The organism is Herbaspirillum frisingense (assembly GCF_047325095.1).
GTDB lineage: Bacteria > Pseudomonadota > Gammaproteobacteria > Burkholderiales > Burkholderiaceae_D > Herbaspirillum > Herbaspirillum frisingense.
In genome coordinates, this window is record NZ_CP168558.1 from 349,323 (window position 1) to 364,050 (window position 14,728).

A 14,728-nucleotide genomic window follows, 5' to 3' on the forward strand; every position below is an offset into this window, starting at 1 on the left:
GCATCACGCTTATCATTCCCCCGCATTGGCCCGATATTGGCTACTATATAAAAATTCCGTTGTCCACAGGCAACGAAACGCCGGCCGCATGCTCCGCACGCCGCCGCCGCCGGTTTCGACCCTGGGATGGCATGACGTTGTTTCGGAGCGATCCGGCCCCAACTGGGGCTGACCGATCTCCTGGAACACGCCAGCAACCGATCTCTCATTACCGAGACCCATACTTATGAGCAAGACCCTCATCATTGCCGAGAAGCCCTCTGTCGCGAACGACATCGCGAAGACGCTCGGCGGCTTCACCAAGCACGATGAGTATTTCGAATCCGACCAGTACATCCTGTCGTCGGCCGTCGGCCACCTGCTGGAAATCGCAGTCCCCGAGGAATACGACGTCAAGCGCGGCAAGTGGAGCTTCACCCACCTGCCGATGATTCCGCCGCACTTCGCCCTGAACCCCATCGCCAAGACAGAGTCGCGCCTGAAGGTGCTCTCCAAGCTGATCAAGCGCAAGGACGTCACCACCCTCATCAACGCATGTGACGCGGGCCGCGAAGGAGAACTGATCTTCCGCCTGATCGCGCAATACACCAAGGCCAAGCAGCCGGTGAAGCGCCTGTGGCTGCAGTCGATGACGCCGGGCGCCATCCGCGAGGGCTTTGCCCACCTGCGTGATGACGAGGAAATGCTGCCCTTGGCCAATGCGGCGCGCTGCCGCAGCGAGGCCGACTGGCTGATCGGCATCAACGGCACCCGCGCCATGACCGCCTTCAACTCCAAGGAAGGCGGCTTCTATCTCACCACCGTGGGCCGCGTGCAGACGCCGACCTTGTCGATCGTGGTCGAGCGTGAAGAGAAGATCAAGAAGTTCGTCCCCCGCGATTACTGGGAAGTGCACGCCGAGTTCGTCTGCGCCGCCGGCATCTACAAGGGCCGCTGGCTGGACAAGGGCCACAAGAAGGACGAGAACGACCCCGAGAAGCGCCCCGAGCGCCTGTGGAGCCGTGCCGCTGCTGACTCCATCGTGGCCGCCTGCCGCGACAAGCAGGGCAATGTCACCGAGGAATCCAAGCCGACCACGCAGATGTCGCCGGGCCTGTTCGACCTGACCAGCCTGCAGCGAGAAGCCAACTCGCGCTTCGGCTTCTCGGCCAAGAACACCCTGGGCCTGGCCCAGGCGCTGTATGAAAAGCACAAGGTGCTGACCTACCCGCGTACCGATTCGCGCCACCTGCCCGAGGACTACATCAACACCGTCAAGGACACGATGGAGGCGCTGGCGGAGAACAACAACTACCACCAGTTCTCCAAGCAGATCCTCAAGCAAGGCTGGGTCAAGCCCAACAAGCGCATCTTCGACAACACCAAGATCAGCGACCACTTCGCCATCATCCCGACCACCCAGGTGCCCAAGAACCTGTCGGAACCGGAACAGAAGCTCTACGACCTGGTGACGCGCCGCTTCATGGCGGTGTTCTTCCCGCCGGCCGAGTTCCAGGTGACCACCCGCTTCACGGAAGTATCGGGTCATCAGTTCAAGAGCGAAGGCAAGGTCATGATCAACCCCGGCTGGCTGGCCATCTACGGCAAGCAGGTCGAGGAAGACGACAAGGACAAGGAAGGCGGCGGCAATCTGGTCGCCGTGGCCCAGGGCGAGAAGGTCAAGACCGACAAGGTGACGGCCAACGGTCTGGTCACCAAGCCGCCCGCCCGCTACACGGAAGCCACGCTGCTGTCGGCCATGGAAGGTGCGGGCAAGCTGGTGGATTCGGACGAGTTGCGCGAGGCCATGGCCGGCAAGGGCCTGGGTACGCCAGCCACGCGTGCGGCCATCATCGAAGGCCTGCTGAACGAAAAGTACCTGCTGCGCGAAGGCCGCGAGATGATGCCCACCGCCAAGGCCTTCCAGCTGATGACGCTGCTGCACGGCCTGGGCGTGGATGAACTGACCGAACCGGAACTGACCGGCGAGTGGGAACACAAGCTGGCCCAGATGGAGCGCGGCAAGATCAGCCGTGACGAGTTCATGCGCGAGATCGCGCAGATGACCCAGATCATCGTCAAGCGCGCCAAGGAATACGACAACGACACCATCCCCGGCGACTACGCGACCCTGCAGACGCCTTGCCCCAATTGCGGTGGCGTGGTGAAGGAAAACTATCGTCGTTTCGCCTGCACCAAGTGCGAATTCTCGATGAGCAAGGTGCCTGGTGGTCGTCAGTTCGAGATCGCCGAAGTGGAAGAACTGCTGCAGAACCGCACCATCGGCCCGCTGCAGGGTTTCCGCTCGAAGATGGGCCGTCCGTTCGCGGCCATCCTGAAGATTTCGCGCGACGAAGAGATCAAGAACTTCAAGCTGGAATTCGACTTCGGCCAGGACCAGGCCGACGGCGAGGGCGGCGAGCCGGTGGACTTCAGCGAACAGACCCCGCTGGGCGCCTGCCCCAAGTGCGGCAGCGGCGTCTACGAGATGGGCCTGGCCTATGTCTGCGAAAAGACCGTTGCCAAGCCCAAGGCCTGCGACTTCCGCAGCAGCCGCATCATCCTGCAACAGGAAATCCTGCCCGAGCAGATGGCCAAGCTTCTCAACGACGGCAAGACCGACCTGCTGCCGGGCTTCATCTCGCAGCGTACCCGCCGGCCGTTCAAGGCCTTCCTGGTCCGCGGCAAGGACGGCAAGATCAGCTTCGAGTTCGAGGAACGCAAAGCCAAGGCGCCGGCCAAGGGCAAGGCTGCTGCAGCCGAAGCCGGTGACGGTGCGGATGAGGCGGTAGCCAAGCCAGCCGCCAGGAAGACGGCGACCAAGACCACGGCCACCAAGACCAAGGCGGCAGCCAAGCCAGCAGCGGCCAAGAAGCCGGCACTGCGCAAGGCCACCCCGAAGAAGGCGGCAGCACCGGACGCCTGATTTTTGCTGGTCTGAAACGACAAAGCCCTCGCACGTCACAGTGCGAGGGCTTTTGTTTTTTGCGAACGTTTTCCACCTGCTTCCCGTTCGGACTGAGTAGGCCCGCCAGGGCCGTATCGAAGGCGCTCCATGGACCACCGCCCGGCGCGTCTTCGATACGCGGCTACGCCGCTACTCAGTCCGAACGGGAGGAGGCGGGTCGGCTGGCGCGTGTTCAGTCGCCGTAGACCACCGTCAACGGCGCATGGTCGGAAAAGCGCTGCTCCTTGTAGATCGCCGCGCTCACCGCCTTGGCGGCAATGCCTGGGGTGGAGACGTGGTAATCGATACGCCACCCCACGTTGTTGGCCCAGGCCTGGCCGCGATTGCTCCACCAGGTATAGGCCTCGCCGGTGGTCTCGGGATGCAGGCGGCGGTACACGTCCACCAGGCCCAGCTGGTCGAAGATGCGCGTCATCCAGGCGCGCTCCTCCGGCAGGAAGCCGGAATTCTTCTGGTTGCTCTTCCAGTTCTTCAGGTCGATTTCCTTGTGGGCGATGTTCCAGTCGCCGCAGATGACGACTTCGCGGCCGCTCCTTTCCAGGTCCATCAGGTGCGGCAGGAAGGCTTCCATGAAGCGGAACTTGGCTTCCTGGCGTTCCTCGCTGGACGAGCCCGAGGGTGCGTAGAGCGAAATCACGGTGAGGTCGCCATAGTCGCATTCCACATAGCGGCCTTCGTCATCGAACTCGGTATTGCCGAAGCCGATGCGCACCGAATCCGGCTGGCGGCGGCTGTACACGCCCACGCCCGAGTAGCCTTTTTTCTGGGCATAGTGGAAATGCCCGACATAACCGGCCGGGGCCAGGAATTCATCGGTCATGTCGGCCGCCTGGGCCTTCAGTTCCTGCACGCAGACGAAGTCCGGCGCTTCCTTCTGCAGCCATTCGAAGAAGCCCTTCTTGGCGGCCGAGCGGATTCCGTTGAGGTTGGCGGAGACGATTTTTGGCATGGGATTCCTGTTTGCTTGCTGCGGGAGAGTGTTCAATCAGGCCGGTAGCATAACCGATAGGATGAATCATTTAAAATGGCGGCCTGATGAAGGCTTCGCCACCTCCCTCGCCTTGCCTTGTGGCAAGCGGGCAGGCCGGCCCTTCCGTTTTGACTCTTCCCGGGAAATGCATTGTGAGCAACTTGAGACAGGAATTCATTGAATTCGCGGTGTCGGCCGGCGTGCTGCGCTTTGGCGAATTCGTCACCAAGGCAGGTCGTACCTCGCCTTACTTCTTCAACGCCGGTCTGTTCAGCGAAGGCGCGACGCTGGCTCAGGTGGCGCGTTTCTACGCCCAGACCCTGCAGGATTCTGGCATCGAATATGACATGTTGTTCGGTCCCGCCTATAAGGGCATCACGCTGGCGTCGGCCACCGCCGTGGCGCTGGCCGGCATGGGACGCAACGTGCCGTTCGCCTTCAACCGCAAGGAAGCCAAGGACCACGGCGAAGGCGGCACCATCGTCGGCGCCAAGCTGCAGGGCAAGGTCGTCATCATCGACGACGTGATCTCGGCCGGCACCTCGGTGCGCGAATCGGTGGACATGATCCGCGCCGCCGGCGCCACCCCCTGTGCGGTGCTGATCGCGCTGGACCGCATGGAGCGCTCGGGCAAGGACGGCGCCCTGTCCGAACTGTCGGCCGTGCAGGAAGTGGCACGCGAATATGGCATGCCGGTCATTTCCATCGGCAACCTGGATGACCTGTTCGAGTACATCTCCACCGGTGGCGATGCGCGCCTGACCCAGCACAAGGATGCCGTGGCGGCCTACCGCACGCGTTACGGCGTCTAAGCTGCACCAAAAAGCGTCAAAAGATGAAAAAAAGGCTGCATCTTCGTTGATGCAGCCTTTTTGTTTTGCTGGCGACAGATTACAGCGGCTTGATCACACCCGCCACCTGCTGGCGCTGCAGCCGGTCGTCAAGTTCGCCGACCTGGGCGGCCACGGCATTCTCGGTCTGCTCCACCCGATGGTGGATGTCGCGCTGCAATGCATCCAGGCGCTGCGCCAGCAGGGTCTGTTGTTCGGTCTGGCGGCGCTGCAACTGCTCCAGCTCGGTTTTCAGGTAGCCGCGCAGGTCGTTGAAGCGCGAATGCTCGGCCTGGTCGGCCAGGGTGCGCTGGGCTTCCAGCTGCTTGGTCAGGCGCCGGCTCTCCAGCATCACGCTGGTCTGCAGGGCCAGGATGTAGAGCAGGAAGAAGGCCGTCAGCACGACCACCACTGCCAGCATCACCGCACCCAAGGGGGCCTGGAACTCGGTGTAGATCAGCGAGAGGGTGGTGGTGGCCGTGAAGGCCGTCCAGTTGACGGCGGCGAAGATGGCGACCAGCGCCAGCAGCACGATCAGGAAAACGGTCCGGAATCTCATTGCAGCCTCCTGTTATGTTCTCGGTCATTGGGCAGGCATGACTGTTCAGCACGGCTGGGCCGCAGCGGAACGATGACAAATCACTTGTCATGCCGACAAGGTGAACCATTTGGACTTCCTGGGTAGAGGGGATGTTCCTTGGAGTTGTTCGGCGGAATTAAAAAAGCCGACACATGGTCGGCTTTTTCGGAGGAGTGAAGCGCGCTCAGGCTGCTGCCAGGGCTTTCTCCAGCAGCTGATGCAATTCAGCGAACTGCGGCTCGCCGACATAGCGCTTGATGATGTTGCCGTCCTTGCCGATGACGAAGGTGGTCGGGGTCAGCTTGACGTCGCCGAAGGCCTTGGCCAGCGTATCCTGCGGGTCGAGGGCGACCTTGAAGGGCAGCTTGCGGGTCTCGGTGTAGTTCACCACGTAGTTGGGCGGGTCATAGCTCATGGCCACGGCCACGAAGTCCAGGCCGCGATCCTTGAACTTGTTGTAGGTCTCGATCATCTGCGGCATCTCGCCCACGCAGGTGGTGCAGCTGGTGGCCCAGAAGTTGACCATCACCACCTTGCCGCGCAGGTCCTTGAGGGCCACCTGCTGGCCATCGAGCTTGGTGAAGGTGACATCGGGCGCGGCGTTGCCGGCATTGACCTTGAAGTAGGCGAAGGCGGCGATGGCGGCCACCCCGACCAGGGCAACCAGCTTGATCATGAGGCCGCGTTTGGGCGCATTTGCCTGTGCTTGCATGGAAAACTCCGCATTCCGGATTCGAGGGAGGGGCATGGCCCCGGTCACTTATCCGGCCATTATAGACCGCGCCGCCCGATCCTGCGGGCTGCGCCCCAATTGGAAACCGCCGGACGGGCCGGCGGTTTGACTTGCATCAGAGGCGATCAGCGATGGCCGATCAGCTGGTGGACTTGTTCTCGCTGGCCGGCTTGCGCTGGTAGTCCTGCAGCTCTTCTTCGCTGATGTATTCGAACAGCGTGACGACCTTGGTCACATCCGACACGCCGCTGGCGATCTTGGCGGCACGCTGGCCTTCGCGCTGGGTCACGCGGCCCATCATGTAGACGATGCCACGCTCGGTCGTGATCTTGAAGGCGCTGGAATAGAGCGACTTGTCATCCACCAGGCTGGCCAGCACCTTGCTGGTGATGAGCGCATCGCTGGAGCGCGAACCGAAGCTGGAGGACGGGCCCACCTGCAGTTCGTTATAGACGGTGTCGACGTTCTGGAAACTCTTGATCTCGCGCTCGGCGGCAGCCTTGGATGCCTCGTCAGGCACCTCGCCGGACAGCAGCACCTTGCGGTTGAAGGAAGTCACGTTGACGTGAGAACCCGCAGCCACCACTTCGGGAATGCGGGCTTCGCCCTTGACCACGATCGATTTGTCCTCCGTTTGCGCGCCCAGGGTACGGCGGTCGGTGGCGGCGAAGGTGGTGGCCAGCGCACCGCCGGCCAATACCGCGAAACAACCCTGCAGGCTCAGGGCCAGCATGCCGCCCAATGCGACTGCCGCCAGCGGGCGGCGCAGCCGTGTGAACAACGATCGTGCATCACTCATTCGCATCATCTCCAAAAAGCGCGACGTCGATACCGTCGCAAATGCAGTGCAGGGATACCAGATGCACTTCCTGGATGCGCGCGGTGCGGTCATGCGGCACACAGATATGGACATCGGCATCGGTCAGGATCTTGCCGATCTTGCCGCCGCCCTTGCCGGTAAGCGCCACCACGCGCATGTCGCGCTCGTGGGCCACTTCGATGGCGGCCAGGATATTGCCCGAATTGCCCGAGGTCGAGAAAGCCAGCAGGATGTCACCCGCCTGGCCGAAGGCCTGGACCTGCTTCGAGAAGATTTCCTGGTAGCTGTAATCGTTGCCCACCGCGGTCAGGATGGAGGTGTCGGTGGTCAGGGCCATGGCCGGCAGTGGCAGTCGCTCGCGTTCGAAGCGCCCCACCAGTTCGGCTGCGAAGTGCTGGCTGTCGGCAGCCGATCCGCCATTGCCGCAGGCAAGAATCTTGTTGCCATTCGACAGTGCGGTGAACATAAGTTCAATCGCCTGTTCGATCGGTTGCGCCAGTACGCTGGCTGCCTTCATCTTCAGGTCGGCGCTTTCCTGGAAATGGGCGAGGATACGGGGATTTGTCATAGTGGCTGCGATTATAGAGGACTTGAACGGCGCCAAGCCCGGGCAATTGGTAAAGAGAAGTTTCCGCAATACGGTGGCACATGATACGCCAGCGTCGGCCGGTTGCAGCAAACCGGGCTCAGGCCTCGATGACGTTGCGCAGCCACTGCAACTGGCCGCCTTCGACTGCGATCACGTCGAAACGGCAGGCCGGCAGCTCCCGCTGGCCTTGCAGCCAGACCTGGGCCGCCACCAGCAGGCGTCGCTGCTTGGCCGGTGTCACGCTGGTCACCGCACCGCCAAAGGCCGCATTGGCGCGGGCGCGCACTTCCACGAAGACCACCGTGGCACCGTCCCGCAGGATCAGGTCGATTTCACCGCCCTTGCAGCGGAAATTGCGTTCCACCAGGCGCAGGCCCTGGCGTTGCAGATGCTCCAGGGCCTGGTCCTCGGCAGCGTCGCCAGTACGCTGGCGTGCGGTGCGCCGCAACAGGTCGCGCAGGGCCATGGCGGCGTCAGTACTGGTCCGCCATCGGCACCGGCCAGCCATCCTGATAGACCGCCTGGGTCTCCTGGCGCTGGAAATAGGTGGTGCCGCCGCCGATCATGTTCACCGTCAGGCGTCCGGTGACGCCATCGATATCGAAGCCCGATTGCCTCTGCGCGATACCGTAGGCGACCCGGTAGGCATCGATGCCCAGTGCATACAGGCGCGCCAGGTCCGGGCTGGGACGTTCGTTGTCGTTGACCGCCGGGCGCGGATAGCGCGCCACTGCCACGTTGTCGGGCTGCAGTTGCCAGGGGATGTCGACCAGGCGTACCCCATCGAGTTCGGGCAGCTTGTCGTTGGGGTTGTCACGCTTGAGGGTGTAGGGATTGATCTGCGAGGTGCCGTACAGCGGCAGCTCGTTGCCCACAGCGCTACGCAGTTGCACGGTCTGCGCCGCATCCAGGGCGACGAAGATCAGGGCCGGTTTCTCCTGCTCCACGCGCTTGGCCAGTTGCGCCAGGCCCGGTGCCGAGAGGGCATTGGCGGGGGTGCTCAATTCCAGCGTCTCGACCTGCAGGCCGAGCTGGCGGGCGCGCAGCTGGAAGGAGCGGGCGGCGCGCTTTTGCCAGGCGATGTTGGTCGAGATGGCGAAGATCTTGCCCGGTGCCTTTTCCTTTTCCACCCAGTTGGCGACCTGGCGTGCCTCTTCGTCGATGGACAGGCCCACGGCCAGCATCTGCGCCGGCAGTTGCAGGTCGGCCTCGCCATTCATGTCCGGCTGCGCCAGGGCGACGGTGGGCTTGCTCACGCGACCGCTCTGGGCCACGGCGGTGACGGCGCTGCGCGAGAGCGGGCCGACCACGATGTCGTACTTGCCGGACGCTTCATCATAGGCGCGCTGCATGTCCGGGGCCGAATCACCGGTCTCGACGATGGCCAGCTGGATGTTTTCCTTCTGGCGCGAATAGGCCGTCAGGAAGCCGGTGCGCACTGCATCTGCGGCGGCCCCGAAGGCGCCGGTACGGGAGGGCAGCAGCAAGGCCATGCGGATCGGGGCGGCGGCTGGTGGTGCCATGGATGGGCCGTTGGCGGCCGACTGCATCTCCGGCGAGGTCCCCGGCGGCAGTGCCAGCGGGGCCGGGTCGGAGGCGGCCGAGGGCAGCGCAGGGGTAGCGGCCTGCGCCAGCAGAGGTACACTGTCGGCTGCTGCGGCCGGCAGCGCCACCATCCAGGGGGCCAGCAAACCGGCCAGCAGGGCCGCGCATGCGGTCATTTTCTTCGAACCTGTGAACATCCCGCCTCCTCCAATGAATCAGAATTCCAGCGTAGCTGCCTCCATCCTGCAGGATGCCGCCCAGCAAACCTATCCGGTGTCGGCATTATATGTGCTGGCCACGCCCATCGGGAATGTCTGCGACATCAGCCTGCGCGGCCTGCACCTGCTGGGCATCGCCGATGCGGTGGCCTGCGAGGATACGCGCAACACCAGCCAGTTGCTGCAGCGCTATGGTCTGTCGCGCCCCTTGCTGGCCACCCACGAACACAACGAGCGCGAAGCCGCCGACAAGATCATCGAGCGCCTGCGCGCCGGGCAGCGGGTGGCATTGGTGTCGGACGCCGGTACCCCCGCCGTCTCCGACCCCGGCGCCAAGGTGGTTGACGCGGTGCGGGCCGCCGGGTTCCGGGTGATTCCCTTGCCCGGGGCATCGGCGGCGATCACCGCGCTGTCGGCCGCGGGCCTGACCGATGCGCGCTTCCATTTCGTGGGCTTCTTGCCCAGCAAGACCCGCCAGCGCGAGACCGCCCTGCAGGAGCTCACCGCCGTGCAGGCGGCGCTGGTGTTCTATGAAGCTCCGCACCGCATCGTCGAGACCGTGCAGTCCATGTTGCAGGTGTTCGGCCCGCAGCGCCAGGTGGTGCTGGCGCGCGAGCTGACCAAGCTGTTCGAGGATATCCATCGCTGCCCGTTGGGCGAGGCACCGGCCTGGCTGGAGCAGGACGCCAACCGCCAGCGCGGCGAGTTCGTGGTCCTGCTGGAAGGGGCGGCGCCGGCCGGTGACGAGGATGCCGAGGGCGAGCGCGTCCTGCGCATCCTGCTGGAAGAGCTCCCGTTGAAGCAGGCCGCCGCCCTGGCCGCGCAGATCACCGGCCAGAAGAAGAACGCCCTGTATGAACGCGCCCTGCAACTGAGACAGGACGCGCAAGCGGATGATCAGGAAGGGGAGTGAGGCTGCCCTGGCAGGGCGGCAGCCCTAGCGCTCCACGATGAAGGGTGTGCCGGCACTGCGCTGGCGCACCAGCATGGCCGCGTTCTGGGCCGCCGGCCGGGTCGGATAGGGACCGGCATACAGGCGATACAAGCCGTTGACCTGCACCGCCTGCATGCTGTCGACGATGCCGGAGAGGCTGGGCAGCAGCTTGTCGCGCGCCACCAGCGCATTGGCTTCTTGCGAATAGGCGCCGAACTGAAGGTAATAACCCGCCGTCAGCGGTACCGCCTGCGGCATCGCCGGGGAGGGTGCCGAACCGCTGGCCACGGCGTTGATGATGCCGCCGCCACCGGCCAGGCCGGCGCCACTGGCCGCACTGCTGGTGCTGGCATTGATCGGCTGCACTGCTGCCACGGTGGGCTGGGGCGGCAGGCCTTGTGCGCTCACGGTATTGATTTCGACCGCGCCGGTGGAAACGCCGGCGCCATTGTCGGCGGCCCGGTTGATCGGATCGGCGACCGCCAGCGTGCTGCCATTGCGGCGCGCATCGGCCATCCGCTGTGCCTCTTCAGGCAGGATGCGTTCGACTTCCAGCTCACTGCTGCCGCTGCCCAGATAACCCAGTTTCAGTGCCGCCGTGTAGGACAGGTCGATGATGCGGCTGGAGTGGAAGGGGCCGCGATCATTGATGCGCACGATGACCTGCTTGCCAGTCTTCAGATTGGTGACCCGTGCATAGGAAGGAATGGGCAGCGTGGGGTGCGCGGCCGTCATCTTGTACATGTCGTAAAGCTCGCCCGAGGACGTCTTCTGGCCATGGAATTTCTTGCCGTACCAGCTGCCGATGCCGCGCTGGATGAAAGGCTGGTTGCTGTCCGTAATGGGCACGTAGGTCTTGCCGAACACGGCATAGGGCCGGCTGGCTGCCCGCGAGACCGGCTCCACCTGCGGTTCGGCGTCGGCCACGTCGAGCAGGCCGTCGGGGATGTGGTCGCCCGGGCCATCGTCCTTGTAGTAGCCGCCGCGTCCCGAGCCTGCTGCCGGCAGTGCCGGAACGTTGGCCGGACGGCTGCTGCCGGCCTTGACCGGTGTCGAGGGCGCCTGTGCGGTCTGGCGCGGTGCCTGCTGGGTAGTGCCGCAGGCCGCCAGCAACAGCGGCAGCAGCAAGGCGCCCCAACGCAGGGCCTGGCCCCGGGGGGCGAGGCGGTGGTGATGTTCTAGAGTGGGTGTTCCCATAGCCTGTCCTTGGTCAACAGTCGATGCGCCGGGCCTGGTGATGCCTGTCCCGGCCGGAATGTTCGCAACGATACCAGAGTGCAATGCACCGAGGCTGACAACTCGTCAGTGCTGCAAGTTCACGGATCTTGCCGGACTTGTCCCCTGGACAAGGGCATCCACGCGGCCCGCTCAGCTCTGGACCAGCTTGCGATGGCGCTGGATGCTCATGAGGATGCCCGCTCCCAGCCCCAGCGTCACCAGAGCCGTACCGCCATAGCTCATGAAGGGTAGCGGCACCCCCACCACCGGCAGGATGCCGCTGACCATGCCCATGTTCACGAAGGCATAGGTGAAGAAGATCATCGTGATGGCCCCGCCCAGCAGACGCGTGAAGAGCGTCGGGGCATTGGCGGTGATCATCAGTCCACGCCCGATCAGCAGCAGGTACAGCAGCAGCAGGACGATGTTGCCGATCAGCCCGAACTCCTCGGAATAGACCGAGAAGATGAAGTCGGTAGTCCGTTCGGGGATGAATTCCAGGTGCGTCTGCGTCCCCATCAGCCAGCCCTTGCCGCTCACCCCGCCGGAGCCGATGGCGATGGTGGACTGGATGATGTGGAAGCCCTTGCCCAGCGGGTCCGAGGTCGGGTCGATGAGCATCATCACCCGCTGGCGCTGGTAATCGTGCATGAAGGACCACACCACCGGCAGGCTGGCCGCACCGGCCACGAACAGGCCCAGCAGGATCTTCCACGGCAGTCCGGCGAAGAAGATCACGTAGAAGCCGGCCGCCAGCACCAGCAGGCCAGTCCCCAGGTCGGGCTGGCGGATGATCAGGAAGCCCGGGATCAGCAGCAGGATCGCCGCCACTACGAAGGCATCCCAGCGCAGCATGCCCTCCCGCTTCTGGAAATACCAGGCCAGCATCAGCGGCATGGCGATCTTCATGATTTCCGAGGGCTGCACCACCATGCCGATATTGAGCCAGCGACGTGAACCCTTCTTGATGATGCCGAACAGCGCCACCGCGATCAGCAGCGTCACCCCCACCGTATAGACCGGCACCGCCAGCCGCAGCAGCAGTTGCGGGGAGACGTTGGCCGCAGCCCACATGACGATGAAGGCCACCAGGATATTGCGCAACTGGTCCTCGACCCGGCCAGGGAAGTTCATCCCTGCCGAATACAGGGTGACTATGCCTACCGACAGGATCAGGAAGACGATCAGCGACAGCGCGCCGTCGAACACCGTCAGGTGCGGCTTGATGATTTGCCAAAGGGGCGGACGTTGCAGGCTCATGCCGGCTCCTGGTGCTTGCTGCGTTGTTGCGATGTCAGACCTTGCGCGCCGGCGGAACCCGCGCGCAGGCGTAGGGTGCCAGGGCGACCCGGCTTCATTCCTGCACGTCCGGCTGGACCGTGGGCGTATTGCTGCCGCCGCTGTCCTCGGAGACCGGACCCTCGACCGGAGTATCCGGGCTCACCGCCTCGGGTGCGACCGACTTGATCGGCTCATTGGGGCGCTTGCCCAGCATGAAGTAATCCATGGCCTTGCGCACCAGCGGTGCGGCCACGCCGGCACCCCAGCCGCCGTTCTCGACCACTGCCGCAATCGCGATGCGCGGCGCGTCGGCCGGCGCAAAGCCGATGTACAGGCCGTTGTCGTGGTAGATGCGGGAGAGCTTCTTCGAATCATACTTCTGGTTCTTGGCGATGTTGACCACCTGCGCCGTACCGGTCTTGCCGCCCGAGTCGTAGGGGGCGCCACGGAAGGCGGCCGCGCCGGTGCCTTCCTTGACCACGCCGACCATGGCGCGCTTGATGAAGTCGATGTTTTCCTGCTTCAACGGGATGCGGTAGCTTTCCTTGGGCACGGTCTCGGTGCGCTCATGGGTCACGCCATCCTCGATGATCTTGACCAGGTGGGGCTTCATCACCACGCCATTGTTGGCCAGGATGGCGGTGGCCTGGGCCATCTGCAGCGGCGTGAAGCTGTTGTAGCCCTGGCCGATGCCCAGCGACACCGTATCGCCGGCGATCCAGCGCTTCTGCTCGGGTTTGCGGAAGGCGTTGCGTTTCCACTCGGTGGAGGGCAGGATGCCGCGCTTCTCGTGTTCCAGGTCGATGCCGGTGATCTGGCCGAAGCCGAAGGGCTTCATGAAGTCATGGATGGCGTTGACCCCCATGTCGTTGGCCAGCATGTAGTAGTAGGTGTCGCAGGAGACCACCACCGAGCGATACATGTCGACCACGCCGTGGCCGCCTTCCTTGTCATCGCGGAAACGGTGATTGCCTAGGATGAAATAGCCCGGGTCGCGGATGGCGTCCTGCGGGCGCCGCTTGCCCAGCTCCAGCGCGGCAAGCGCCATGAATGGCTTGTAGGTCGAACCGGGCGAATAGACCCCCGACAGCGGGCGGTTCAGCAGCGGCCGGTCGGGCGACTTGTTGAGCTCGTCCCAGCTTTGCTGGTCGATGCCTTCCACGAACAGGTTGGGATCGTAGGAGGGCTGCGAGACATAGGCCAGGATGTCGCCGGTGGCCGGATTGATCGCCACCAGCGCCCCCTTCTGGTCGCCGAAGGCCTCCTCCACCACCTTCTGCAGCTCGATGTCGATGGACAGGATCAGGTTCTTGCCGGGCGTGGCCGGGGTGCGCGAGAGCGAGCGCACCGCCCGGCCACTGGCCGAGATTTCCACTTCCTCGTAGCCGGTGGTGCCGTGCAGCTGGCTTTCGTAGCTTTTTTCCAGGCCTTCCTTGCCGATGTAGTCGGTGCCGTTGTAGTTGGCTTCATCGTCGGAGTCGGCGATGCGCTCGGCATCGCGCTGGCTGATGCGGCCGATGTAGCCGATCACGTGGGCAGCAGTCTTGCCGTACGGATACTGACGGAACAGGCGGGCCTGCACCTCCACCCCGGGAAAGCGATAGCGCTGGGCCGTGAACTTGGCCACTTCCTCGTCGGTCAGGCGGGTGCGGATGGGCACGCTTTCGAAGTTCTTGGACTCTTCCTGCAGGCGGCGGAAGCGACGCCGGTCGCGCGGCTGGATTTCCACGATCGTGCCCAGCTCGTCGATCAGGTCATCGATGTTGGTCTTGATCTTGGAGGGGGTGATTTCCAGCGTGTAGGCCGAATAGTTGCGCGCCAGCACTACGCCGTTGCGGTCCAAGATCAGGCCGCGATTGGGCACGATGGGCACCACCGAGATGCGGTTTTCCTCGGCCTGGGCGGCGTAGGCATCGTGGCGCACCACCTGCAGCCACAGGAAACGCGCCAGCAGCAGGCTGAAGCAGACCAGCACCAGCACGCTGGCCGCCAGCAGGCGCATGCGGAACAGCCTCAGCTCATGCGCGGTATTCTTGAATTCGGTCATGCTGCTTGCACCCGGC

13 protein-coding genes are annotated in these 14,728 nt (G+C 64.0%); 3 read left to right on the top strand and 10 right to left on the bottom strand.

What is annotated here, in order from left to right:
• The first annotated feature begins 226 nt into the window (after positions 1 to 226).
• Positions 227 to 2,905: a DNA topoisomerase III gene (locus ACEOAC_RS01640; protein WP_077234824.1), complete on the top strand. Its 2,679-nt coding sequence runs from the start codon at positions 227 to 229 to the stop codon at positions 2,903 to 2,905.
• Positions 2,906 to 3,119: 214 nt separating this feature from the next.
• On the opposite strand, the gene ACEOAC_RS01645 is transcribed toward ACEOAC_RS01640, so the two are convergent.
• The gene (locus tag ACEOAC_RS01645; protein ID WP_241812946.1) at positions 3,120 to 3,896 is read right to left on the bottom strand and encodes an exodeoxyribonuclease III; all 777 of its coding nucleotides are present in this window, start codon (positions 3,894 to 3,896) and stop codon (positions 3,120 to 3,122) included.
• Positions 3,897 to 4,069: 173 nt separating this feature from the next.
• On the opposite strand from ACEOAC_RS01645, the gene pyrE reads away from it, so the two are divergent.
• Positions 4,070 to 4,729 (top strand): orotate phosphoribosyltransferase, encoded by a 660-nt coding sequence (gene pyrE / locus ACEOAC_RS01650; protein ID WP_077234826.1) that lies wholly within the window; start codon positions 4,070 to 4,072, stop codon positions 4,727 to 4,729.
• A gap of 79 nt (positions 4,730 to 4,808) precedes the next feature.
• On the opposite strand, the gene ACEOAC_RS01655 is transcribed toward pyrE, so the two are convergent.
• The 6 genes from ACEOAC_RS01655 to ACEOAC_RS01680 form a co-directional block, all read right to left on the bottom strand.
• Positions 4,809 to 5,306, bottom strand: coding sequence for a Signal transduction histidine kinase (locus ACEOAC_RS01655; protein WP_077234827.1), 498 nt, complete (start codon positions 5,304 to 5,306; stop codon positions 4,809 to 4,811).
• A 205-nt stretch (positions 5,307 to 5,511) separates the two neighbouring features.
• Positions 5,512 to 6,039 (bottom strand): peroxiredoxin family protein, encoded by a 528-nt coding sequence (locus ACEOAC_RS01660; RefSeq protein ID WP_006464579.1) that lies wholly within the window; start codon positions 6,037 to 6,039, stop codon positions 5,512 to 5,514.
• Positions 6,040 to 6,199: 160 nt separating this feature from the next.
• Positions 6,200 to 6,859, bottom strand: a complete 660-nt coding sequence (locus ACEOAC_RS01665; protein WP_077234829.1) for a BON domain-containing protein — start codon at positions 6,857 to 6,859, stop codon at positions 6,200 to 6,202.
• The gene (locus ACEOAC_RS01670) at positions 6,852 to 7,448 is read right to left on the bottom strand and encodes a phosphoheptose isomerase (protein WP_102664169.1); all 597 of its coding nucleotides are present in this window, start codon (positions 7,446 to 7,448) and stop codon (positions 6,852 to 6,854) included. The genes ACEOAC_RS01665 and ACEOAC_RS01670 overlap by 8 nt, the downstream gene beginning before the upstream one ends.
• A gap of 118 nt (positions 7,449 to 7,566) precedes the next feature.
• Positions 7,567 to 7,935: a YraN family protein gene (locus tag ACEOAC_RS01675; protein WP_006464576.1), complete on the bottom strand. Its 369-nt coding sequence runs from the start codon at positions 7,933 to 7,935 to the stop codon at positions 7,567 to 7,569.
• Between the two features lie 7 nt (positions 7,936 to 7,942).
• Positions 7,943 to 9,211: a penicillin-binding protein activator gene (locus tag ACEOAC_RS01680; protein ID WP_413628649.1), complete on the bottom strand. Its 1,269-nt coding sequence runs from the start codon at positions 9,209 to 9,211 to the stop codon at positions 7,943 to 7,945.
• A gap of 13 nt (positions 9,212 to 9,224) precedes the next feature.
• Between ACEOAC_RS01680 and rsmI the strand changes: the two genes are divergently transcribed.
• Positions 9,225 to 10,145, top strand: coding sequence for a 16S rRNA (cytidine(1402)-2'-O)-methyltransferase (gene rsmI / locus ACEOAC_RS01685; protein ID WP_413628650.1), 921 nt, complete (start codon positions 9,225 to 9,227; stop codon positions 10,143 to 10,145).
• Positions 10,146 to 10,169: 24 nt separating this feature from the next.
• Here rsmI and ACEOAC_RS01690 read toward each other — a convergent pair whose 3' ends face one another.
• The 3 genes from ACEOAC_RS01690 to mrdA all read right to left on the bottom strand — a co-directional run bounded on the left by ACEOAC_RS01690 (position 10,170) and on the right by mrdA (position 14,712).
• Positions 10,170 to 11,363, bottom strand: a complete 1,194-nt coding sequence (locus ACEOAC_RS01690) for a septal ring lytic transglycosylase RlpA family protein (protein ID WP_413628651.1) — start codon at positions 11,361 to 11,363, stop codon at positions 10,170 to 10,172.
• A gap of 171 nt (positions 11,364 to 11,534) precedes the next feature.
• On the bottom strand, positions 11,535 to 12,644 hold the full coding sequence (gene rodA / locus ACEOAC_RS01695) for a rod shape-determining protein RodA (protein ID WP_006464572.1): 1,110 nt from the start codon (positions 12,642 to 12,644) through the stop codon (positions 11,535 to 11,537).
• A gap of 94 nt (positions 12,645 to 12,738) precedes the next feature.
• Complete coding sequence (mrdA, locus tag ACEOAC_RS01700; RefSeq protein ID WP_006464571.1) at positions 12,739 to 14,712, bottom strand: penicillin-binding protein 2; 1,974 nt, start codon at positions 14,710 to 14,712, stop codon at positions 12,739 to 12,741.
• Positions 14,713 to 14,728: the final 16 nt, after the last annotated feature.